Origin of the sequence: Mesorhizobium shangrilense (genome assembly GCF_028826155.1) — a bacterium.
GTDB lineage: Bacteria > Pseudomonadota > Alphaproteobacteria > Rhizobiales > Rhizobiaceae > Arvimicrobium > Arvimicrobium flavum.
This window is the reverse complement of record NZ_JAQGPN010000001.1, coordinates 2361017-2380802: the sequence shown is the minus strand read 5'-3', so window position 1 is coordinate 2380802 and position 19786 is coordinate 2361017. Positions and strand designations below refer to the sequence as shown.

Here is a 19786-nt window from a genome sequence, read left to right as displayed (position 1 = left end):
CCCCTCTTCAATATTCATGCCCGCTTCTGCTTTGCCTTGGGTGCGGAAAACTCATGAAGTAGAGCGTCCACCAGCTTCACGAAGCCGATACTCTTCGACGACTTGACCATCACCGCATCCCCCGGACGGATCGTCGCCAGAAGCACGGGCTTCAGTTGCTCGACGTCGGCCCTGTATTCGGTCGCCAGATTGTCGCCGAGCCGGTCGCGCAGAGCGCTCATCTCGGGCCCCGCCAGCAGTGCCACATCGACCTTCGCCCCCGTCACCAGGTCGGCCAGCGCGGCGTGCAGCTTTGGCGCCTGCGTCCCGAGTTCGAGCATGTCGCCGAGCACCGCGATGCGCCGTCCGCCCTCGCCGAGCGGCGCGGCGCGGAGCAGTTCGAGGGCGACACGCATGGATGCCGGATTGGCGTTGTAGCTCTCGTCGATCAGCAGGAACGGGCCGTCGCCATGATGCAGCACATGCCTCTTGCCGCGGCCGCTTTCGGCCGACAGCGTGGACAGCGCAAGCGCTACCTTGGCGATGTCGGCGCCGACGAGGTCCGCTGCGCCCAGCACGGCAAGCGCGTTCTGAACGACATGGCGGCCCGGCACGCCGATCCTCGCCACGACCTCGTTATCGCCGATGTTCGCCGAGATTGAAGAGCTGTCGGCATTGAGCTTCGATTTGAGAAGCCGGTAATCGGCCTCCTCGCCCTCGCCGAAACTCCTGACCGTGGTGACGTGGGCCTGCCGCGCCAGCTTGCTCAGCATCTTGAAGCGCTGGTCGTCACGATTGAGCAGCGCCACCCCCTCGCGATCGAGGCCTTCGAATATCTCCGCCTTCGCCTGGGCGATTTCGTCCAGGTTGCGGAAGTGCCCGAGATGCGCTGCGGCGATGAGCGTGATCAGCGCAACATGCGGCTTCACCATCCTGACCAGCGGCCGGATCTCCCCGGGATGGTTCATGCCGATCTCGAAGACGGCGTAGTCACAATCCGCCGGCATCCGGGCTAGGGTCAGCGGCACGCCCCAATGATTGTTGAACGACTTGTCGGACGCATGCACCGTGCCCACGGCCGAGAGCACATGGCGAAGCGCCTCCTTGGTGCTGGTCTTGCCGACCGATCCGGTGACCGCGATGATCTTGGCCCGCGTGCGGCGGCGCGCGGCGACGCCCGCTTTCTCCAGCGCGGCAAGCACATCGTCGACAACGATCATCGGCACGGCCAGGCGGCCGAGCGCCGGCAGCTTGCCTTCGGCAACCACCAGCACGCTCGCGCCCGCCTTCATGGCGGCGGTCGCAAAATCGTGGCCGTCCATGGTATCGCCCTTGATGGCGAAGAATGCGTCGCCGGGCTTCAGCGTGCGGCTGTCGATCGAAATGCCGGTGATTTCCGCCGGCCCATGTCCGATGGGACGGCCGTCGATGGCCGCGACCAGCTCGTCCGAGGTCCAAAGACAGGTCATGCCGCCGATTCCCGAAGCGCGCTGCGCACCTCAGCATGATCGGAGAAGGGAAGCGTCTCGGCTCCGACCGTCTGGCCTTCCTCGTGCCCCTTGCCTGCAACCACGAGGGTATCGCCTGCCTTGAGCATGCCGATCGCGGTGTGGATCGCCTCGCGACGATCGCCGATCTCGATGGCGCCGGGCGCGGCGGCCATGATCGCTGCGCGGATATGCTGCGGAACCTCGCTGCGCGGGTTGTCGTCGGTGACGATCGCCACATCCGCCAGCCGGCTCGCGATCTCGCCCATGATCGGTCGCTTGCCCCGGTCCCTGTCGCCACCGCATCCGAACACGACGACCACGCGGCCGGTGGTGAAGGGCCGCACCGCGGCGAGCACGTTCTCCAGCGCATCCGGCTTGTGGGCGTAGTCGACGTAGATCGGCGCGCCATTTTCCGTCGTCCCGACCAGTTCGAGCCGGCCGGACGCGCCCTTCAGTTTCTCGAGCGCCTTGAGCGCGACTTCCGCCGGCGTGCCCGTCGCGATGGCGAGGCCCGCGGCCACGAGGGCGTTGGAAATCTGGAAGTCTCCAGCAAGCGGCAGGTCGATCTCGTAGATAACCCCGCCTGCGTCGATCTCGGCGCGCTGCCGGAAGCGCTCATGCTCGACCCGCTTCAGCGTCAGGAAGTCGCCCTGACGTCCGACCATGCGCACGTCCAGGCCCGCATCGCGCGCCGCCGCGCTGGTGGCCGCCGACCACGGATCGTCGGCGAAGATGACCGCGGGCGCGCCCTTGGGCAGCAGCGTGTCGAACAGGCGGAGCTTCGCGTGATGGTAGTGCTCGAAGGTCGGGTGATAATCCATATGGTCGCGGCCGAGATTGGTGAAGGCGCCGGCGCTGAGCTTCACGCCGTCCAGACGCCGCTGGTCGAGACCGTGGCTCGATGCCTCCATGGCGCCGTGAATCACGCCCGTTGCGGCGAGTTCCGACAACAGCACATGCAGCGCCACCGGATCCGGAGTGGTCAGCGAGCCATAGTCGTTTCGGCCCGGCGCAATGACTCCGGTTGTCCCGATGCTGGCGGCCGCAAACCCAGCATGTTCCCAGATCTGGCGGGTGAAGGACGCAACGGACGTCTTTCCGCTGGTCCCGGTGACGGCCACCATGGTCTCCGGCTGCCCTGGGTGCAGGGCCGCCGCGAGCAGCGCAAGCGTGCGGCGCGGATCGTCCACCACGATGCTCGGCGCATCGACCTTGTCGAGCGCGCGTCCGGCGACCACCAGAACGGCTCCCTTGGCCGCGGCATCCGCCGCGTACGCGGAACCGTCCGCCTTCGTTCCCGGCACGGCAACGAAGACCATCCCGGGCTTCACCTGCCGGGAATCGGATGTCACGCCAGCCACCTCGACCTCCGCGGAAGCATCTCCGTCGAGAGGCAGCAGGCCGGCAAGTTCCCTAAGTTTCATCGAACTCCGATCGTCGCAACAAAATGGCGCGCTTCTTGCGGGCGCGCCGTTGAGAATCACTCGTAGGACGCCACCGTTGCCTCATTTTCATGGCCGAATTCTGGCTTCACGCCAAGCATCGAGGCCGAGCGGCGGATGATGTTGGCCACGATCGGCGCAGCGTTCATGCCCGATGTCGCCGGCAAACCCGGCTTTTCAGGCTTCGGCTCGTCCACGATCGACAGGACTATGTACTGGGGATCGTCCATCGGGAATGCGGCGAGGAAGGCGTTGAACCGCTTGTCGGTGGAGTAGCGGCCGTTGACGACCTTCTCGGCAGTTCCCGTCTTGCCGCCGACCCTGTAGCCGGGAACTTCGGCGCGCTTGCCGGAGCCCTTCTCCGCATTGAGACGGTAGAGATAGCGCATGTCCGCCGAGGTCTTTTCATTGACGACCTTGGTCGCGCCCGCCACCGCTTCTTCCACGGTCCGGGGAAGGAACGTCGCCTGCATGAGGTAGCCGCCGTTCATCAGCGCTGCAGCGGCGACCGCGGTCTGGAGCGGGGTGGTCGTGAAGCCGTGGCCGAACGACGCGGTGATCGAGTGGACCTTCTTCCAAACCTTGGGTTCCGTCGGCCGCGCGACCTCCGGAAGTTCCGTCGTCATCCGCTCGAGCAGCCCGATGCGATGCAGGAACTCGCGATGGCCCTCGATGCCGACCACGTCGGCCTCGCGCGCCGAGCCGATGTTGGACGAATAGATGAACACCTCGGGCACCGTCAGCACGCGGCCCTTGCCGTGGAAGTCACGGATCGTCTGGCGGCCGATGGTGATCGGGCGCGTCGCGTCGAAGGTGCTCTGCAGCGTCACCTTGCCGGAATCCAGCGCCATCGCCGTGGTGAAGCTCTTGATCGTCGAGCCCATCTCGTAGACGCCTGCCGACATGCGGTTGAGGCGGTCCTTGTCGTGCGCATTGTGGGGATTGTTCGGATCGAAATCCGGGACCGAAGCCATCGCCACGACCTCCCCTGTCTTGGCGTTGAGCACGACCGCGCCTGCAGCGATGGCGTGGTAGCGATCGAGCGCCGCAACGATCTCGTCGCGCACGATGTGCTGGACGCGCAGGTCGATAGAGAGCTTTACCGGCTTGAGATCACGCTCCAGCGCGAGGCCGGAAGCCTGCAGGTCCGCAAGACCCTGACCGTCGACGTACTTCTCGAGGCCGGCAATGCCCTGGTTGTCGATGTTCACCAGGCCAAGGATATGGGAAGCTGTCTCGCCGCCCGGATAGAAGCGGCGTTTCTCCGTGCGGAAGCCGACCCCGGGGATGCCAAGCGCCATGATGTCGGCTTGCTGGCGCGGCGACAGCTGCCGCTTGAGCCAGACGAAGCCGGTGCCGCTTTTCAGCTTGTTGTAGGTCTGCTCGACATCGAGGTCCGGCAGCACCGTCGACAACTTCTCGATCGCCTCGTCGGCGTCGACGATGCGGCGTGGCTCGGCGAAGAGCGACGCCGTGTTGATGTCGGTAGCCAGCACCTCGCCGTTGCGATCGACGATGTCGGGGCGCGCAGCGGTGACGCGCGCGGCCGGCCCACGGCCCTCCTCGGGGCTCAGGACGCCGAGATAGACGAGACGGCCCCCGATCGCGGCATAGATGCCGAAGAACACAGCCATCGTCATGAGCACGCGGTTCTTCGGTCGGCCGCCGCTGGTCTTGCGGGCGCCTTCCATGACGATCGCCTCGGCCCCGGCCGTCGACTTCGATCTCTTCCAGAACATCTTCATTGCGCAACCGTCCCCGTCACGACCGGATCCGTCTCAAGACCGGCCATGGCGGCGGGATCACTCACCAGGTCCTCGATGGTGAGCGGCCGCTCCGGAAGGTCACTGAGCCGCACGATCTGGGTGGCTTCGACCGTCTTGAGGCCGAGCTCCGTTTCATAGGCCTTCACCAGCCGCTCCAGCCGCACCGGCTGCGTGAGGAGGCTCCAATCGGCCTTCAGCACGTCGATCGTGTCCTCCTCGAAGCGGATCTGCGCTTCGATCTTGCGAATCTCGGACAAGCGGTTCTCGGCTTCGTGCTTGGTCTTGTAGGTGAACGCAGCCGACGCCACGATGACGGCGAGCATGATCATGTCGCTGGTGCGGAACACGCTGTTACCTCTCTTCCGGACGCAAGAGTTCGGGAAGCCTTGGCAGGCCGAATATCGCTGGATCGCCCGCCCGCGCCGGCGCGGCCGTGCGCACGGCCGCCCGCAGCTTGGCGGAACGCGAGCGGGGGTTGGTTTCCACCTCGGCTTCAGTCGGGCCCACCGCGCCGCCCTTTTTCTCGAAGGTGGGCGCGTTGACCTTCACCTCGGGCAGGTAGCGCGAACCGGCCGGGTTTGCCGATCGGTCGGCGATGAACCGCTTGACGATCCGGTCCTCCAGCGAATGGAAGGTGACGACGACCAGTCGCCCGCCGGGCTTCAGCGCGCGTTCGGCTGAAAACAGCGCGCGCGCCAGTTCGCCGAGTTCGTCGTTGACGAAGATGCGCAGCGCCTGGAACACGCGCGTGGCGGGATGGATCTTGTCCTTGGGATTGCGCCCGATATGAGTCTCTATCGCGTCGGCGAGTTCCAACGTCCGTGTGAACGGCTTCGACGCCCGGCGCCTCTCGATCATGCGGGCGATGCGGCCCGCATGACGTTCCTCGCCGAGCAGCCCGAAGATGCGCGTCAGGTCTTGCGGCTTAAGCCGGTTGACGACGTCGGCCGCGGTCGGCCCGGCCTGCGCCATGCGCATGTCGAGCGGTCCGTCGGCGCGGAAGGAAAAGCCCCGCTCCGCCTCGTCGAGTTGCATCGACGAGACCCCTATATCCAGAACGACGCCGTCGACCGCATCGGCCGCCTCATCGAGATGCGAGAAGGCGCCGTGCACCAGTCGCAGACGTCCGGCCGACGCAGCGACCATCGGCGCGCCAGCAGCGATCGCATCGGGGTCGCGGTCGATGGCGACGACGGAGGCGCCGGTCTTCAGGATCGCGCTCGTGTAGCCGCCGGCGCCGAACGTGCCGTCCACGACAAGATCGCCCGGTTTGGGCGCAAGCGCATCCATCACCTCGTTCAGGAGAACCGGAATGTGGCGAGCCGGTCCGCCAACGGCGAGGTGTTCGTCGCCGTGGCCCGCCATCATTCCGATCTCCCCGAGCCTGCAGCGTCCTGCCGACGCTTCAGCAGTCTCGCCCTCACTTCTGCGCCATAGGCGCGAAACCGTTCCGGCTCCCACATCTGGAAGACCTTGCCTTTGCCAACGAAAGCGACGTCCGTGGTGATGCCGGTATGCTCCCTGATGAAATCGGTGACCGTGATCCGCCCGTCCTGGTCGAGCTTCAGGAAGGCGCCGTCTCCGTAGTAGAAATAGGCCAGGTCGTCCGACGCCTGTAGCAGCGGGTCCTCCTGCGCGATCCGCTGCTCGAAACTGTCGAGCAGATCCGGCCCGCCGACATCCAGGGCCGGCAGGTCCAGCTGCCGTATCGCGTAGAGGTCGGAATAGCCGCGCTTCTGGACGACCGCGCGGAAGCCGGAGGGCACGGAAACCCTGCCCTTCGCGTCTATCCTGTTCACCGCACTCGACAGAAAACGATCCATGCGCCGCGACGGCCTCGAGTGCCGCCATGCCCCGTTCCATTTGTCGTGCCGCACCGCTTTGGCGCGGTCCCCGCACTGCCCCGCCACAGAAGAATGCGCCTGACCCTCCGCCCCTCGAGACCGGAAGTTCGGCGAACGCGTCACCCGCTACTGCAACAAGATATTGATTAGGCAGATGGGGTATCATGGGGCGGCATGGGCGTCAACGGGAGAAGCCTTCACAACAGGCGTAAATCGCGGGAGGGACAGGGTTTTCCCGCCCTGCCGGCATTTATGATCCATTAAGCCTAACGAAGGGTTATGAAGCCGTGCGTCATGGCCCATTGCGTGCGGCGCCGGCGCGGTCGTAGACCTGATCCACCAAATCAGGATGGCCACATGACCGATCTCCAGCAGCGCGCCGCGGAAGTCGCGCACATCCGCCGTCGGCACCTCGCCAAAGGGGACCCCGTCCCGCCTCCGCTCACCATGGCTGCGATGTTCCACCTCCCGGGCGAACCAGGCAATTTCCACCAGTACGGGCGCTCGGAGAATCCGACCTGGGAGGCGGTCGAGGAAATGCTGTCGCATCTCGAGGATGCCGAGGCCGTGGCCTTCCCGTCCGGCATGGCGGCCATCTCCGCGGTGCTCTTCGGCCTATTGCGTGCGGGCGACCGCGTCCTGCTGCCATCCGACGCCTATTATACGCCCCGCGTACTGGCAGAACGCTTCCTGAAATCCTTCGGCGTGACGACCGACCTGCGGCCCACCGCCAGCTTCATGGAGGGTGGCTTCGACGGCTACCGGCTGGTCTATGTGGAAACCCCATCCAATCCCGGGCTCGACCTGTGCGATCTCTCTGCGGTGACCTCGGCCGCCCATGAGGCCGGCGCGCTCGTCGTCGCCGACAACACGACGATGACCCCCTACGGCCAGCGGCCGCTGGAATTCCGGGTCGACGTTGTCGTCTCGGCCGACACCAAGGCGCCCAACGGCCATTCGGACACGCTGTTCGGACACGTCGCCAGCAACGACCCGACCATCGTCGCCGCGGTCCGCGAGTGGCGAAAACTGTCCGGCTCGATACCGGGTCCCTTCGAGGCATGGCTGGTCCATCGCGGGCTAGAGACGCTCGACGTCCGCTTCGACCGCATGTGCCGGACCGCCGAGACGATCGCGCCGCGGCTTTCTGCACATCCCGCCGTCAGGAACATCCGCTTCCCCGGACTGCCGACGGACGCCTCGCACGATCTCGCCCGCACGCAGATGAAGCGATTCGGCTTCCTCATCGGGCTGACGCTTGCCTCCGAAAGCGCCGCCGAGCGCTTCATCAACGAGTGCGCACTCATCCAGCCGGCGACATCCTTCGGCGGCGTCCACACTTCGGCTGAACGCCGCGCCCGTTGGGGCGACGCCGTCGCGCCGGGCTTCGTACGGCTCTCGGTCGGCTGCGAACCGACAGAGGAACTTTGGAAGGCGCTGGAGACGGCGCTGGATGGGGCGGACCAGGACTAGCCGACTTCCTCGTGCTCCAGGCTCCCCCACACTTGTCGCGAAGCACGTCCGGATGCGCATGGTGAGAAATGATCGCCTTCGAAGCAGGGCTGCCGGCTCGTCGCCCTGATTCGATCCATGAAGACGCGGAATCGGAATCGCAGCCGTTGCCGGCAAGCCATTCGATTCCCAGACTTTTCGTGAAGAGTGTGCCAGCTGGCCTGTAAGCCGGGTTCTGTATGGCCCCGTCGCCTTGCGGCGGCGGAACGTGGCGGCCATTCATCTTGGGCATCCGTTGCCGGATGCCTCACGCAACCTACCCGGACAGTGGGCTGAAAACCGCCCCCGAAGGTTTCCCTTCGCACCGTCCCTATTCGGTCTTGCTCCCGGTGGGGTTTACCGTGCCGCTTCCGTTGCCGGTCGCGCGGTGGGCTCTTACCCCACCCTTTCACCCTTACCCCGCCGTTACTTCGGCTCCATCGCTGGATGCAGGCCACGGAGGCCAGCCGAACTAAAGGCGGGGCGGTCTGCTTTCTGTGGCACTTTCCCTGGGGTTGCCCCCGCCGGCCATTGGCCGGCACCGTGTTTCCATGGAGCCCGGACTTTCCTCACCCACCACCTTTCGGCGTTGATGGGTGCGGCCGCCCAGCCAGCTGGCAAGCGCAGTTATGCAACGCCGTCGGCGAATGCAACAGAAAAGCCCGCCGGAGCGGGCGTTTTCGTCGGCGGGGCCGCTTTGGTCCCGTCGGCTCAGATGCTGCCGAGCAGGCGCTGTACCTTGGCGCAGTAGGCGGACGAGATCTTGTTCATCCGCTTGGCGGCGTGTCCGGCGTTGTACTTCAGGATGGTGCCGCAGGTGGTGCCTCCGCCAAGCTCGTGCGCCTTGGAAAGGTACTTCATGCCGAACTTGATATTGGTCTCCGGGTGGAACAGGCCGCTGGCCGACCCCGAGTAGCCCATCATGCGCGCCGTGGCGGGCTTGATCTGCATCAGGCCGATCTCGCCGGCGCTGCCGCGGGCGTTGGGACGGCCGCTGCTTTCGACATGGATCACCGCATGGGCGAGGTCCGCAGGAACGCCATAGGTGGCGGCATACTTCGCTACGATGGAAGCGAAGGGACGGCCGGAGGCCGACGACCTCGTCGTGTTGGCTGCCTTCTTGCCGATCGAGGCGGTCTTCGTCTTGTCGATGGCCTTGCTGGCGGCCTTGTCGGCGCTCTTGCCCGCGGTCGTGTCGCCGCATCCGAGCAGATACGGGCACTTTTCCCCGATCACCGCGTTCGGCTTGGATGGCTTTGACGCCGCTGCGAGATCGACCTTGTCGCTTACCACCTTGGCGCCTGCTTTCGAGGCATCGGTAACGCGGTCTTGGGCGTTTGCGGCAAAGCTCATCAGGCCGGCGGCAAGGGCCGCCGTCAAAACACACAGTTTCTTCATTACTTTCCGGTGTCTTTCTCAACGCCACTTGCTACGGATGGCAGTGGCTGGGCTGTGATTCTGGGCCCGTCGAATGCAGGCCCGGCGTGGACAGCAGGCCCATTGAAGGCGGAATTGGCGTCAAACGTGACCCACCAAGTCACGTTGCATGACGTATTGATATATTAGGTGATCGAAGAAAACGCCCGATCAGCCGATCGGTTCGGGAAGCGCCTCGAGCAGCTTCCTCAGCGTCAGGCTCGTGGACCCATCGGCGATCCCGTCGATTCGTCCGGGGCGAAAATGCCTTTGAAATGCGTTCACTACCGTCCGTGTGGCCGACTCGTACACGCCGGTGATTTCGATGCCGTAGCCATACAGGGCGAGCATGGATTGCAGGTTTTCCACGGCTTGTCCCTGGTCGCCGAGGGCAAGTCGCGGCTCCCCGCCGACCGGCTCCGGCGCGACGAAATGACCAAGCCCCGAGCGGAACAATTTCTCCCACGGGAAACGCTCGCCCGGGTCGACCTTGCGTCCCGGCGCCACATCCGAATGCGCAAGCACCCTTTCACAGGGCACGCCATGACGCTGCGAGATGCCTTTGCAGAGCCCGATGACGGCCGCGATCTGGTCGTCGGGGAAGTCGACATAGCCGAACTCGTGGCCGGGGTTGACGATTTCGACGCCGACCGAACACGAGTTGATGTCGGTGACGCCGCGCCACGAGCTCTTGCCGGCATGCCACGCGCGATCGCTCTCGCGCACCATCTGCACGATGCGTCCGTCCTCGTGCACGAGGTAGTGGGACGAAACCTCGCTCGCCGGGTCGCACAGCCAGGACTCGGCCGCAGCGCCGGACTTCATGCCTGTGTAGTGGAGGATGATCATGTCCGTTCGAATGCTCTCGCGGCGCTGGCCGAAATTCGGCGAGACCCTCACCTCGGCGCCAGGCTGGTCGGCCAGGAACCCGCTCACAGGCGCAGCCCCTTCTCGATCAGTTCATAGGCCGCATTGATCGCCGCGATGCGCGTCGTCGCAATCGCGATGAACTCCTCCGGCACGCCGCGCGCGATCAACCGGTCCGGATGGTTCTCGGCGACAAGCTTGCGGTAATGCTTCTTCACCTCGTCGAAGGAGCGCCCGCGCTCGATGCCCAGCACCACATATGGGTCGGCCGAGCCCAGGCTGACGTGCCGCGACAGGATGGTCTCGTAGTGGGTGTCCTCGATCTTGAAGATATGCGCGATCGTGTGAAGGAATCGCCCTTCCCGCTCGTGCAGTACGCCGTCGGCCTTGGCGATGTGGAACAGCCCGTCCAGGATGTCCTCGAGCATCCGGCAGTTCGGCTTGCCCGAGCCGCACATCTTCGCCATCTGCGCCGCATAGCTCTCGAAGCCGGCGATGTCGGCCTGCGCCAGGGTGTAAAGCCGCGTGACGTTGCGCGCCTCCCCGGGCGGGATGGAAAAAATCTGCTGGAAGGCGCGGACCTCGTCCTGCGTCACCACCCCGTCGGCCTTCGCCATTTTGGCCGAGAGCGCGATCATGGCTACCGAGAAGGCAACCTTGCGATGCAGTTCCGGGTCGCCGAGAAACGCATTGCGCAGCGCTGCGGCCACGTCCACCACCCCGGCATTCGCGGTGGAGGCGACGCGCCGGGCGAATTCGCCGAGTCGGGTCCAAATTGACATTTTGCCTCCATAGGAGGTTTCGCGCGCCTGTTGAAGAGAAAGCATGGGGTGAGCGTCATCCTGCGCAGGGCTCTGGACCAATAGATTGGCCAAGACGGCCGCGGACCGCAGCGTTTACGTGGCGCACATGACCCTCGCGTCCGCCACTGGCTCTACTCCCTCCCGCTCCCGAGAAACCGCCGGCCTGGCCCTCGGACTGCTTGGCGTCGCCATATTCGGGGGAACGCTGCCGGCCACGCGAGTGGCGCTGGAGATCTTCAGTCCCTCCTTCGTCACGTTCGGCCGGGCGGCGGTCGCATCCGTAGCGGCCGCGGTGCTCCTCCTCCTGCTGCGACGCCGTTTGCCGCGCGCCGACATCCCCGCGCTCGCCGCTGCCGGCGTCCTTCTGGTGTTCGGATTTCCGATCATGTCGTCCATCGCCATGCAGACCGTGCCGGCCTCGCACGGCGGCGTGGTGCTGGGCATCCTGCCCCTGACGACCAGCATTTTCGCGGCGCTGATCGCCGGCGAGCGCCCCTCGCCGCTGTTCTGGCTGTGCGGGGTGGCCGGGGCGGCACTGGTCGTCACATTCGCGATCACCGACAACGGCTTCACCCTGACGACCGGCGATCTGTGGCTGATGGGCGCTGCCGTCGCCGCGAGCCTCGGCTACGTCATATCGGGAAGGCTTTCGCAGAAGATGCCGGGCTGGGAGGTCATCTCATGGGCGCTGGTCCTGACAGCGCCGGTCTCGATCCCAGCGACGATGCTCATCGTCCAGCCGGAATATGGGAACGCCACGGCTTCGCAAATGATCGCCTTCCTCTATCTGGGCTTCGGCTCGATGTTTCTGGGATTCTTCGCCTGGAATATCGGCCTGGGGATGGGAGGCATAGCGCGGGTTAGCCAGGTGCAGCTCCTTCAGAGCTTCTTCACGCTGACCTTCTCGGCGGCGTTACTCGGAGAAACGATCCCCGGCAGCACGATTGTCTTCGCGGTGGCGGTGGTGGCAGTGGTCATGCTCGGCCGCAAGGCGCGCGTCGCGAGATAGCGTGGCCGGGAAACCCGGCCACCTTCCATCTACAGTCCGTCGCGAACCCTCAGTTTGCAGGCGCGGTCGGAGCCGGCTCAGCGGGCTTCATGGGCTCGGTCGTCGTGGCCGGCGGAGTCGTCGGCTGCTCGGTAGCCGGCGGGTTCGTGCTCTGCGTCGTGGTCGCATCCGACCCGGTCCCGCTGTCGCTGCAGGCAGCAATGCCAAACAGGGCGAGAGCGGAAACCGACGCAAGAATCAATTTTTTCACTACAACTCTCCTTCTCAACAAGCCCCTCATCGGGACGGTTGATCAGGAAATGGGCACAAGTGCGTGAGGTTGCTTCACTTACGCTTACATTCTGTAACAGGGCGTCAGCACACGACTTCCCGAAATACTCGGCAATCCGTCGCGCCTAGAGGCTGGCCGCGCTCCTCGCCGCCTGGTCGTATTGGCCCGACAGCGCACGCAACAATGCGGCCGCCGAGCTGAGCTTGCCGTCGCCGAACTGCATGTCGGCGACGCCCGCCACTAGCAGTTCCTCGCGCACCTCGCGGTAGCGCCGGCACGCCTCGGCGCCCTCCTTCGTAACCTTTACCGTCTTCTCCTTGCCGCGCTTGCCGGTCTCCAGCAGCTTCAGCGCCTCAAGCTTCTTTACCGCATAGGCGACAACGTGCGTGTCCTCGATGTTGTACATCAGGCATATGTCGGCCTGCGTCTTTTCCCGCCCGCGATGATTGGCGGCGTGCAGCACGAGCACGTCGATCGCCGCGAGCCCTGGCACTCCCGCCGCGGTCGTGCAGCGCACGATCCAGCGGTGGAAGGCGTTGTTCAGCAGCGTCAGCGCGTATTCCATCTCCGAGAGGGCCGGCAGCGCACCGTCTGCGAGATGCGCTGCCGATACGACGGGGCCAAGCGAGCCAGGGTTCATGCGCGAAGCCTCGCTTCCATTTCATAGATAAAATGTTGACGTTTTGTCTGTGATTTGCTTTTTAGTCGCCAAACAGGCGATTGTCCAGCAGGGAGAGAGTGCCATGACCGCGCAGACCTGGGATTTCTGGATTGATCGTGGCGGCACCTTCACCGACATCGTCGGGCGCGCGCCGGACGGCAGCCTGCATCCGCGCAAGCTGCTCTCGGAGAACCCCGAGGCCTATCGGGACGCAGCCATCCAGGGCATCCGCGACCTCCTCGGCGTCACCGCCGGCGCCCCCATCCCTGCGGGGCTGATCGGCGACATCAAGATGGGCACGACAGTCGCCACCAATGCGTTGCTGGAGCGCAAGGGCGACCGGGTCGCGCTCCTCATCACCAAGGGTTTTCGGGACGCCCTGCGCATCGCCTACCAGGCCCGGCCCGACATCTTCGCCAAGGAGATCATCCTTCCCGAGCAGCTCTACGAGCGCGTGATCGAGGTCGAGGAACGCGTGCGCGCCGACGGCACGGTCGAGAAGCTGCTCGACCTGGCTGCCGTGCAGCCGGCTATCGCGCAGGCAAAGGCCGACGGCATCGACGCCATCGCCATCGTCTTCATGCATGCCTGGAAGTTCCCCGAGCACGAGCAGGTCGTTGCCCGCGCCTGCCGCAACCTCGGCTTCGGCCAGGTTTCCGTCAGCCACGAGGTCTCGCCGCTGGTAAAGCTCGTCGGCCGCGGCGACACCACCGTGGTCGACGCCTACCTGTCGCCGATCCTGTCGCGCTACGTCGGCCAGGTCGCGGAGGAACTCGGAATCGAATCGGAACAGGCGAAGCCCGCAAGCGCGACTGCGCGTCGGCCGTCGTCGGCCGCCCCGGCGGAGGCCAGCGAGCGAAGCGAGCGCGCGGCCGTGAGCCCAAGATTGATGTTCATGATGTCGTCCGGCGGCCTCACCGCAGCCGACATGTTCCAGGGCAAGGACGCCCTGCTCTCCGGTCCAGCCGGTGGCGTCGTCGGCATGGTCGAGACGGCAAAACTCGCCGGGTTCGACAAGGTGATCGGCTTCGACATGGGCGGCACATCGACAGACGTCGCCCACTATGACGGCGAATACGAGCGCGCCTTCGATACCGAGGTCGCCGGCGTGCGGGTGCGCGCGCCGATGATGCGCATCCACACGGTGGCGGCTGGCGGCGGCTCGATCCTGCATTTCGAGGCCGGCCGCTTCCGCGCCGGTCCTGATTCCGCCGGCGCCAATCCCGGCCCCGCATGCTATCGCCGCGGCGGCCCGCTGGCGGTGACGGACGCCAACGTGATGCTCGGCAAGCTCAGGCCAGAATTCTTCCCCGCCATCTTCGGACCCGAACAGGACCAGCCCCTCGACATCGCCGTCGTGCGCGAGAAATTCGAGGCGCTTGCTGCCGAAATAGGCGACGGCCGCACGCCGGAAGCCGTGGCCGAGGGCTTCATCACCATCGCCGTGGAGAACATGGCGAACGCCATCAAGAAGATCTCCGTCCAGCGCGGCTACGACGTCACCGAGTACCTGCTGAACTGTTTTGGCGGCGCCGGCGGCCAGCATGCTTGCCTCGTGGCCGACGCTCTCGGCATGGAGGCCGTGCTGATCCATCCCTTCTCCGGCCTGCTTTCGGCCTATGGCATCGGGCTGGCCTCGGTCTTTGCCTCGCGCCAGCAGGCATTGCTCCAGCCGCTGGCCGGCGAATCGTTAGGGCAGATCGAGGACCTCATCGGCACGCTGCGCGCCGCCGTGCTCGACGAATTGGCAGCGCAAGGCGTCGCGGAGACCTCGGCGTCAACGCGGCCGGTGCTGCAGATCCGCTACGACGGTACGGATACCGCCCTGCCCGTTGCCTTCGCCCACGGCTCGATCGCGGAAGCCAGGCGTGACTTCGAGGCCGCGCACAAGGCGCAGTTCGGCTTCATCTACGAGAACAAGCCGATGATCGTGGAGGCGGTCGGCGTCGAGGGCGCTGACGCCAGCACCAAGGGCCGTGATGAACGTGATTTGGACGGCGTAACGCACTCACGGCCCCCACACCGCGACATTGATGTGTTTGTGGACGGTGCTTGGCAAAAGGCGGGCGTGTATTTCCGCAGATATGACGATGGGACGCCTAACCTAGACCCTGGTTGCCGCATCGCCGGTCCCGCCCTCATCATCGAGAGCCATCAGACGATCGTCGTCGAGCCGGGCTGGCAGGCCGAGATCACGCCCAAGGATCACGTGCTTCTGCGCCGCGTCGAGAAGAAGCGCCGGCAGGCGGCGCTCGGCACCGAGGCCGATCCGGTGATGCTGGAGGTCTTCAACAACCTCTTCATGTCGATCGCCGAACAGATGGGCGTGACGCTCCAGAACACCGCCTATTCGGTCAACATCAAGGAGCGGCTGGATTTCTCCTGCGCCGTCTTCGACCGGGACGGCGCGCTCGTCGCAAACGCCCCGCACATGCCGGTGCATTTGGGCTCCATGGACCGTTCCGTCGAGACGATCATCCGGCTGAACGAGGGCGACATCCATCCTGGCGACGTCTTCGCGCTGAATGCACCCTACAACGGCGGCACCCATCTGCCTGATATTACGGTGGTGACGCCGGTGTTTGACGACGCCGGCAAGGAGATCCTCTTCTACTCAGCCTCGCGCGGCCATCACGCCGATGTGGGCGGCACCGCTCCGGGCTCGATGACGCCGCTTGCGACCACCGTCGACGAGGAAGGCGTGCTGTTCGACAACTTCCGCATCGTGGAGCGCGGCAGGTTCCGGGAGAAGGAACTGCACGACCTTCTCACCGACCACGCCTACCCGGCACGCAACCCGCACCAGAACATCGCCGATCTCAAGGCGCAGATCGCCGCCAACGAGAAGGGTGTGGCAGAACTCAGGAAGATGGTCGCCCATTTCGGCCTGGACGTCGTCAACGCCTATATGGGGCACGTCCAGGACAATGCGGCCGAAAGCGTGCGCCGCGTGCTGGAGCGCCTGCCCGACAGTTCCGAGTACGAGTACCCGACCGACACCGGCCAGGCGATCAAGGTGAAGATCACCGTCGATCGCGAGAACCGCGAGGCGACGGTCGACTTCACCGGCACCTCCCCGGTGATGAAGAACAACTTCAACGCGCCTGAGCCGGTTGCCCGCGCCGCCGTGCTCTACGCCTTCCGCGTGATGGTCGAGAACAACATCCCGATGAATGCCGGGTGTCTCAGGCCGATCAACATCGTCATCCCCGACGGCTGCATGCTGCGGCCGAGCTACCCGGCCGCCGTCGTCGCCGGCAACGTCGAGACGTCGCAGCACGTCACCAACGCCATGTTCGGGGCCATGGGCGCGCTCGCCAATGCGCAGGGCACCATGAACAACCTCACCTACGGTAATGAAAAGTATCAGTATTACGAGACGATCTGCTCAGGCTCGCCGGCCGGCCAGATGAATTCCGGGCGCGGTTTTGCCGGCACATCAGGCGTCCACACCCACATGACGAACTCGCGCCTCACCGATCCCGAGATCCTGGAACTGCGCTTCCCGGTCCTGCTCGAAGATTTCCACATCCGCGAGGGGTCCGGCGGCAAGGGCAAGTGGAGCGCCGGCGACGGCACCCGGCGCACGATCCGCTTCCTGGAGCGGATGGAGTGCGCGATCCTCTCGTCGCACCGCAACCGCCCGCCGCAGGGCATCGCGGGCGGCGGTGACGGCGAAGTCGGATCGACCAAGGTTCGCCGCAACGACGGCAACATCGAAACACTCAAGGCCTGCGACCAGACTGTTCTGGACGCCGGCGAGGCCGTGATCGTCACCACGCCGACGGCGGGAGGTTTTGGCCGCGGGTAGGAACCCGGTCCCCTACTCCAGATTCGTCTGGATCCAGCGCGGTGACAGGTGGATGTCGAGAGTCTGGAGCCGTCCGGGGCCGAGATTGACGAACCGGTGCGGCACGCCGGCGGGCCCAAGAACGGTCTCGCCGGCCTCGGCGTCGATCACCTGCTCGCCGACGAAGAACCTCGCGCGCCCCTCCTGGACGACGAAGATCTCGTCATAGGGATGCACGTGCAGCACCGGCCCCTTGCCCGGTTCATCATTGCCATAGGTCAGCACGGTCACCTGGGTGCCCAGCACTTCGCCATTCACCGACCCGCGATGAGGGCCCACGAGCGCGCCATCGAAAAGCCTTGCCTTGGCGGGCGGACGACCGTCGGGAACGACGGTTGCCGGATCCAAGTCGCGTCGGGCCATGTGCTGCTCCGGTTGTGGCGCAGAATCCGCCGAGGCCTGAGGATGGTTGAGGCGACAGGCTGGCGCAAGCCGCCTCTCCGCGGACATGACTCTATCCTGCCATCTCCCCGGCGCCGACCATCTCTTCCAGCCGCGCGTAGCTCGCCTCCATGCCCTGGTCCATGCCGGTAGCGAGCATGGCGGCGCGCGTCTCGGCATCGGGCAGCGTCATGCGCATCGTCATCAGCGTGCCGTCGCCATCCGGCTCGAAACGGGTCTCGACCTGATTGTCGGGCGTCGGATCAGGCAGATGCATGCGCTCGACATGGACAATGCGCCTGAACGGGTCGAGCTCGACATATTCGCCGGTGAGGTGAAAGCCGTTGCCCTGCCCGTCCGACCATTCGAAGCGGATCTTCCCGCCCGGCTTCGCCTCGCTGATGCAGACCGGCATTGTCCAGCCCCCGGGGCCGAGCAGCCATTTCTGGATCAGCTTCGGCTCGGTGTGGGCGCGGAACACGGTCTCTGACGGCGCTGCGAAGCGCCGGGTGACCACCACCCAGCGGTCGCCCTCGGTCTTCAGCGTCAGCTTGCTCATCGTTCTTCCTCCGTTGTCATCTCGGCGAGCAACTGGTCCAGCCGCTCGTAGTTTCTCGTCAGCGCCGACTTGAGCTGGCTCAGCCACGCGTCGAGTTCGGCGATGCCGTGCGGCGCGATGCGGCACGGCCGCTTGCTGCCCTCGATCCGGCGCGTGATCAGGCCGGCGCTCTCCAGCACCTTAAGATGGCGCGACACCGCCGGCTGCGTCATAGCGAAAGGCTGCGCCAGCTCCATCACGGTCGCCTCGCCCAGCGACAGCCGAGCGAGAATGGCGCGACGCGTCGGATCTGAAAGGGCTGAAAAGGTTGCGTCGAGGCCGCGCATCACGATTTCCTTATATAACAAATCTCTAATATAACTACCTTGATATGTAAATAGGTGTCGGTCCCCTTCCCCGGCATCGCTCGTCGCCGATGGCAATCTGGAGCGGTCAACGTGTGAAGCGCTTCAGTCGGCCAGGCGCGACGCCACTGCCGCCACCAGCGCTTGCGGCCGGTAGTTGAGTTTCGACGGGGTCAGCCCCATGCGCAGCACGATCAGCTTCCGGGACGGGATGATCGCGATGGTCTGGCCGTCATGGCCCCTCAGCCAGTAGGTGTCGTCTGGCAGCGCAGCATTCGCCGGATCGTCCTTCGGCCCCGGCCCGCGCAGCCAGAGCTGGCCCCTGCCGTAGACGCCGTCCGAAGCCGGGGCCGCCTCGCGCATCCAAGCGACGAAGCCGGCTGGCAGGATCCGTTGGCCGTTCCATACCCCGTCCTGCAGCAGGAACTGCGCGAAACGCGCCCAATCACGTGCGGTGGCGTAGAGATAGGACGACCCAACGAACGTTCCCGCCTCGTCGGCCTCAAGCACGGCGCTCCTCATGCCGAGTGGGCCGAACAGTGCCTTCTGCGGCCAGCCTGGCGCATCCGCGCCGGCTGCATGCTGCCAGATCCGCGACAGGATCAGCGACGTCCCGCTGGAATAGCTCCACATCTTGCCGACCTCGCCGGCGAGCGGCTTGGACGCGGCGAAAGCTGCCATGTCGGGCTCGAGGAAGAGCATGCGCGTCACGTCGGTGACGTCGCCATAGTCCTCGTTGAACTCCAGTCCGCTCGACATCGCCATCAGGTCGGCGGTCGAGATCGCCTTGCGGCCGTCGCCCTGCCAGGTATCCAGGAGACCGCTTTCGTCGATCTTCATTCTGCCGTCCTTCACCAGCGTGCCGATGATGGCGGCGGTCACCGTCTTGGTCATCGACCAGCCGAGCAGCGGTGTCGCAGGCGAGAAGCCCTCGCCATACCGCTCGCCGACGATGCGTCCGTTGTGCGCGACCAGGACGGCGCGCATGCCGGGCCCGGCAAGCTCCGGGTCCTCCAGGATCGCCGCGATAGCCGCGATAGCGGCATCGTTCGGAGCGTCGACGTTCTCGCCCTCGGGCCAAGGCGCGCCGGGGTCTGCCGGCGGTTCGGCCGCCACGGTCGCGACAGCCTCCACCGCCTCGGCCCTGCCATCGGGCACCGACGTGCAGCCGCGCCCGTCCCGCGCGACGGCGACGCTCGTGCCGAAGATGCCGAGCAGCCCGGCCGTCACCGTCCTGGCCTCGTCGTCCACATCGACGCGCATGATCCGAAGCAGCGGATGGCCCGGCGCCTGCACGTCGTCGGCAAGCACCTGCTGCGGGTCGCGTCCGGCAAGGAAGACGTTCGAGCAGACGATCTTGGCCGAGTAGGCGCTGCCGACGCGGATCAACTCGGGCGGCGCGAGATAGAGCCAACCGCCGAGAACGACCGCAGCTATCGCCACGGCGAGCGCCAGCCCCTTCACGAATTTCGAGACAATCCTCACGTTCGCCCCCCTTTTGCCGCCTGCGGCCACGGAAAAGCCGAGATTTGGCACACATTTCGACATGGCGCACCAGCGCCGATCAACCGAAAATCAACTATGTTGAGTGAATACCTGAGGGGAGTTTTGAA

Annotated in this window: 17 protein-coding genes and 1 other RNA gene; 3 read left to right on the top strand and 15 right to left on the bottom strand. The window is 65.5% G+C overall.

Annotation, left to right across the window (positions count from 1 at the left end):
• Nucleotides 1-14: 14 nt before the first annotated feature.
• The 6 genes from PD284_RS11525 to mraZ are packed head-to-tail and all read right to left on the bottom strand — an operon-like array spanning nucleotide 15 to nucleotide 6500.
• The gene (locus PD284_RS11525; RefSeq protein WP_274628339.1) at nucleotides 15-1448 is read right to left on the bottom strand and encodes a UDP-N-acetylmuramoylalanyl-D-glutamyl-2,6-diaminopimelate--D-alanyl-D-alanine ligase; all 1434 of its coding nucleotides are present in this window, start codon (nucleotides 1446-1448) and stop codon (nucleotides 15-17) included.
• The gene (locus tag PD284_RS11520) at nucleotides 1445-2893 is read right to left on the bottom strand and encodes a UDP-N-acetylmuramoyl-L-alanyl-D-glutamate--2,6-diaminopimelate ligase (protein WP_274628338.1); all 1449 of its coding nucleotides are present in this window, start codon (nucleotides 2891-2893) and stop codon (nucleotides 1445-1447) included. The genes PD284_RS11525 and PD284_RS11520 overlap by 4 nt, the downstream gene beginning before the upstream one ends.
• Before the next feature lie 56 nt (nucleotides 2894-2949).
• Nucleotides 2950-4650, bottom strand: coding sequence for a peptidoglycan D,D-transpeptidase FtsI family protein (locus tag PD284_RS11515; RefSeq protein ID WP_411956266.1), 1701 nt, complete (start codon nucleotides 4648-4650; stop codon nucleotides 2950-2952).
• A gap of 2 nt (nucleotides 4651-4652) precedes the next feature.
• A complete protein-coding gene (ftsL, locus tag PD284_RS11510) occupies nucleotides 4653-5024 on the bottom strand; it encodes a cell division protein FtsL (protein ID WP_274628336.1) in 372 nt (123 codons plus the stop codon).
• Nucleotides 5025-5028: 4 nt separating this feature from the next.
• A complete protein-coding gene (gene rsmH / locus PD284_RS11505) occupies nucleotides 5029-6045 on the bottom strand; it encodes a 16S rRNA (cytosine(1402)-N(4))-methyltransferase RsmH (RefSeq protein WP_274628335.1) in 1017 nt (338 codons plus the stop codon).
• Nucleotides 6042-6500, bottom strand: coding sequence for a division/cell wall cluster transcriptional repressor MraZ (mraZ, locus tag PD284_RS11500; RefSeq protein WP_274628334.1), 459 nt, complete (start codon nucleotides 6498-6500; stop codon nucleotides 6042-6044). The genes rsmH and mraZ overlap by 4 nt, the downstream gene beginning before the upstream one ends.
• A gap of 378 nt (nucleotides 6501-6878) precedes the next feature.
• On the opposite strand from mraZ, the gene PD284_RS11495 reads away from it, so the two are divergent.
• Nucleotides 6879-7994 carry a cystathionine gamma-lyase gene (locus PD284_RS11495; protein ID WP_274628333.1) on the top strand — a complete coding sequence of 372 codons (1116 nt, stop codon included), beginning with the start codon at nucleotides 6879-6881 and terminating at the stop codon, nucleotides 7992-7994.
• 187 nt (nucleotides 7995-8181) lie between these two features.
• Here PD284_RS11495 and rnpB read toward each other — a convergent pair.
• The 4 genes from rnpB to PD284_RS11475 form a co-directional block, all read right to left on the bottom strand.
• An RNA gene (gene rnpB, locus PD284_RS11490) (RNase P RNA component class A) lies at nucleotides 8182-8630 on the bottom strand.
• 93 nt (nucleotides 8631-8723) lie between these two features.
• A complete protein-coding gene (locus PD284_RS11485; protein WP_274628332.1) occupies nucleotides 8724-9410 on the bottom strand; it encodes a lytic transglycosylase domain-containing protein in 687 nt (228 codons plus the stop codon).
• 189 nt (nucleotides 9411-9599) lie between these two features.
• The gene (locus PD284_RS11480) at nucleotides 9600-10364 is read right to left on the bottom strand and encodes an N-acetylmuramoyl-L-alanine amidase (protein WP_274628331.1); all 765 of its coding nucleotides are present in this window, start codon (nucleotides 10362-10364) and stop codon (nucleotides 9600-9602) included.
• The gene (locus PD284_RS11475) at nucleotides 10361-11077 is read right to left on the bottom strand and encodes a J domain-containing protein (RefSeq protein ID WP_274628330.1); all 717 of its coding nucleotides are present in this window, start codon (nucleotides 11075-11077) and stop codon (nucleotides 10361-10363) included. The genes PD284_RS11480 and PD284_RS11475 overlap by 4 nt, the downstream gene beginning before the upstream one ends.
• Before the next feature lie 85 nt (nucleotides 11078-11162).
• Between PD284_RS11475 and PD284_RS11470 the strand changes: the two genes are divergently transcribed.
• The gene (locus PD284_RS11470; RefSeq protein WP_338036647.1) at nucleotides 11163-12107 is read left to right on the top strand and encodes a DMT family transporter; all 945 of its coding nucleotides are present in this window, start codon (nucleotides 11163-11165) and stop codon (nucleotides 12105-12107) included.
• Between the two features lie 395 nt (nucleotides 12108-12502).
• Here the strand turns inward: PD284_RS11470 and PD284_RS11465 are convergent, their stop codons facing one another.
• The gene (locus PD284_RS11465; RefSeq protein WP_274628329.1) at nucleotides 12503-13018 is read right to left on the bottom strand and encodes a winged helix DNA-binding protein; all 516 of its coding nucleotides are present in this window, start codon (nucleotides 13016-13018) and stop codon (nucleotides 12503-12505) included.
• Between the two features lie 103 nt (nucleotides 13019-13121).
• Here PD284_RS11465 and PD284_RS11460 point away from each other — a divergent pair, with 103 nt between their 5' ends.
• Nucleotides 13122-16850, top strand: a complete 3729-nt coding sequence (locus PD284_RS11460; protein WP_274628328.1) for a hydantoinase B/oxoprolinase family protein — start codon at nucleotides 13122-13124, stop codon at nucleotides 16848-16850.
• A 12-nt stretch (nucleotides 16851-16862) separates the two neighbouring features.
• On the opposite strand, the gene PD284_RS11455 is transcribed toward PD284_RS11460, so the two are convergent.
• The 4 genes from PD284_RS11455 to PD284_RS11440 all read right to left on the bottom strand — a co-directional run bounded on the left by PD284_RS11455 (nucleotide 16863) and on the right by PD284_RS11440 (nucleotide 19658).
• Nucleotides 16863-17252 carry a cupin domain-containing protein gene (locus tag PD284_RS11455; RefSeq protein WP_274628327.1) on the bottom strand — a complete coding sequence of 130 codons (390 nt, stop codon included), beginning with the start codon at nucleotides 17250-17252 and terminating at the stop codon, nucleotides 16863-16865.
• Nucleotides 17253-17343: 91 nt separating this feature from the next.
• Nucleotides 17344-17829: an SRPBCC domain-containing protein gene (locus tag PD284_RS11450; RefSeq protein WP_274628326.1), complete on the bottom strand. Its 486-nt coding sequence runs from the start codon at nucleotides 17827-17829 to the stop codon at nucleotides 17344-17346.
• Complete coding sequence (locus PD284_RS11445) at nucleotides 17826-18155, bottom strand: ArsR/SmtB family transcription factor (protein WP_274628325.1); 330 nt, start codon at nucleotides 18153-18155, stop codon at nucleotides 17826-17828. The genes PD284_RS11450 and PD284_RS11445 overlap by 4 nt, the downstream gene beginning before the upstream one ends.
• 123 nt (nucleotides 18156-18278) lie before the next feature.
• Nucleotides 18279-19658 carry a serine hydrolase domain-containing protein gene (locus PD284_RS11440; RefSeq protein ID WP_274628324.1) on the bottom strand — a complete coding sequence of 460 codons (1380 nt, stop codon included), beginning with the start codon at nucleotides 19656-19658 and terminating at the stop codon, nucleotides 18279-18281.
• Nucleotides 19659-19786: the final 128 nt, after the last annotated feature.

Excerpts from the sequence above, each read along its gene's own strand:
- PD284_RS11525 (WP_274628339.1), bottom strand. The coding sequence starts at position 1,448 with ATGACCTGTCTTTGGACCTCGGACGAGCTGGTCGCGGCCATCGACGGC.
- PD284_RS11520 (WP_274628338.1), bottom strand. The coding sequence starts at position 2,893 with ATGAAACTTAGGGAACTTGCCGGCCTGCTGCCTCTCGACGGAGATGCT.
- PD284_RS11515 (WP_411956266.1), bottom strand. The coding sequence starts at position 4,650 with ATGTTCTGGAAGAGATCGAAGTCGACGGCCGGGGCCGAGGCGATCGTC.
- rsmH (WP_274628335.1), bottom strand. The coding sequence starts at position 6,045 with ATGATGGCGGGCCACGGCGACGAACACCTCGCCGTTGGCGGACCGGCT.
- mraZ (WP_274628334.1), bottom strand. The coding sequence starts at position 6,500 with ATGGATCGTTTTCTGTCGAGTGCGGTGAACAGGATAGACGCGAAGGGC.
- PD284_RS11495 (WP_274628333.1), top strand. The coding sequence starts at position 6,879 with ATGACCGATCTCCAGCAGCGCGCCGCGGAAGTCGCGCACATCCGCCGT.
- PD284_RS11485 (WP_274628332.1), bottom strand. The coding sequence starts at position 9,410 with ATGAAGAAACTGTGTGTTTTGACGGCGGCCCTTGCCGCCGGCCTGATG.
- PD284_RS11475 (WP_274628330.1), bottom strand. The coding sequence starts at position 11,077 with ATGTCAATTTGGACCCGACTCGGCGAATTCGCCCGGCGCGTCGCCTCC.
- PD284_RS11465 (WP_274628329.1), bottom strand. The coding sequence starts at position 13,018 with ATGAACCCTGGCTCGCTTGGCCCCGTCGTATCGGCAGCGCATCTCGCA.
- PD284_RS11460 (WP_274628328.1), top strand. The coding sequence starts at position 13,122 with ATGACCGCGCAGACCTGGGATTTCTGGATTGATCGTGGCGGCACCTTC.
- PD284_RS11455 (WP_274628327.1), bottom strand. The coding sequence starts at position 17,252 with ATGGCCCGACGCGACTTGGATCCGGCAACCGTCGTTCCCGACGGTCGT.
- PD284_RS11450 (WP_274628326.1), bottom strand. The coding sequence starts at position 17,829 with ATGAGCAAGCTGACGCTGAAGACCGAGGGCGACCGCTGGGTGGTGGTC.
- PD284_RS11445 (WP_274628325.1), bottom strand. The coding sequence starts at position 18,155 with ATGCGCGGCCTCGACGCAACCTTTTCAGCCCTTTCAGATCCGACGCGT.